Origin of the sequence: Raoultibacter massiliensis, assembly GCF_900199545.1 — a bacterium.
In the GTDB taxonomy this organism is placed as follows: domain Bacteria; phylum Actinomycetota; class Coriobacteriia; order Coriobacteriales; family Eggerthellaceae; genus Raoultibacter; species Raoultibacter massiliensis.
This window is the reverse complement of the sequence record NZ_LT962666.1, coordinates 1-1573: the sequence shown is the minus strand read 5'-3', so window position 1 is coordinate 1573 and position 1573 is coordinate 1. Positions and strand designations below refer to the sequence as shown.

Here is a 1573-nt window from a genome sequence, read left to right as displayed (position 1 = left end):
ATGGCGCCGATGTTGGGGGTGCCCAGGCACGCGCCGCCGAGGAACGGCACCCACGACGATATGTTGCGGCCGGTGCCGTGGTTCACGAAGATCGACTCGCGGCCGAGCCCCGCCTCGTCGATGTTCACGCGGATCCAGTCGGCGATCTCGTCGAGGNCGATGTTGGGGGTGCCCAGGCACGCGCCGCCGAGGAACGGCACCCACGACGATATGTTGCGGCCGGTGCCGTGGTTCACGAAGATCGACTCGCGGCCGAGCCCCGCCTCGTCGATGTTCACGCGGATCCAGTCGGCGATCTCGTCGAGAGCCTCCTCCCAGGTGATGCGCTCCCACTTGTTCTCGCCGCGCTCGCCCGCGCGGCGCAGCGGGTACTTGGGGCGGTCGGCGTAGTTCACGCCCTCCGCCAGGTTCAGGCAGCGCATGCACAGCCTGCCGTTCGCGCACGGGTCGAGCGGGTCGCCCTCGACCTTCTCGAGCTTGCCGTCCTTGGTGTACATGAGCACGCCGCACGACGTATGGCAGCCGGGGGCGGAATAGGTATAGGTGCGCGTTACGGTATACCCATCCTCCTCCCATTGCCATTCGCCCTCGTGGTAAGCGCTCCGATCGATGCCGCCGAGAAACTCTTGATAGTCAAACAACATACCTTCCCCTCTCGTCTTCGCGTTTGCTCCCATATACAGAAGGGCGCAGCGGGAATCCCCGCTGCGCCCTTCGCATGAGACGTACGATCAAGCCGCGACGTCTACCGCGTGAACAGCGCGCAGCGCGACGTCCCGTCGATCTTCCGGGCGAGCTCGTCGACCTCGCCGTAGTACATGCACCACGCCTGGCAGTGCTGCACGCACATGGGCAGCTTGCCCTTCTCGGCGCGGTCGGCGCACATGTCGCAGGCCTTGGTGATGACCGGCAGCCACGTCCACTCCCAGCGGTCCTTGCCCGTCTTGCCCTCGTAGGCGTAGGGGCCCGTCTCGGTGAGCTTTATGCCGAACTCGCCGGCGGGCAGGCCCAGGTGCTTCTTGCAGGCAACCTCGCAGGAATGGCAGCCGGTGCAGAACTCGTAGTTGATCAGAATGCCCTTCATCTAGAATCGTCCTCCCTCGCGTGTCGTATTGTCAGTGGTCCACGCAAAAGGCTGCCCGGCAACGTAATCGCTGCGGAAGCCGCCCAGCTGGGTTACAACCTCACCCGGCGCCGGTTCGTCGACGGTCTCATCGCACTTGTATATCTTGCAGACGATGCTCTTGAGCGGATTGCCGATGCCGCCTTGGCCGGTCTCGTACGATGCCGTGAGGTTGTTGATGTTGCAATCGAACGTGCCGTACAGGTTCGGGAATGCCGGCTCCTGTTCGGGGAACCACCAGCCGTGCTCGGCGTGGATGTAGTTGGGGTTGAGCGTCGGATCGATGGTCACCTTCTGGCGGCACCGTCCCTCCGTGTTCTCGATCCAGATCCATTCGCCTTCGGAGAGACCGTACTCCTCGGCCGTCTTCGTCGACACCTTCACAAGCGGCATCGGATGGAACTCGCGCATCGTGGCCTGCTGGCGGTTCTCCGAGTGGAAGAACTCGTA

General features: G+C 63.9%; 3 protein-coding genes. All 3 read right to left on the bottom strand.

Translation table 11 applies throughout. The annotated features are described in order from the left end of the window. Positions 1–497 (bottom strand): molybdopterin-dependent oxidoreductase (locus tag C1719_RS00045; RefSeq protein WP_425439788.1); only part of this gene is annotated, 497 nt, incomplete at its 3' end. A gap of 248 nt (positions 498–745) precedes the next feature. After that, positions 746–1084, bottom strand: a complete 339-nt coding sequence (locus C1719_RS00040) for a 4Fe-4S dicluster domain-containing protein (RefSeq protein WP_102373246.1) — start codon at positions 1082–1084, stop codon at positions 746–748. Then, positions 1085–1573: molybdopterin dinucleotide binding domain-containing protein (locus C1719_RS00035; protein WP_281255959.1), on the bottom strand; the 489-nt coding region annotated here is incomplete at its 5' end.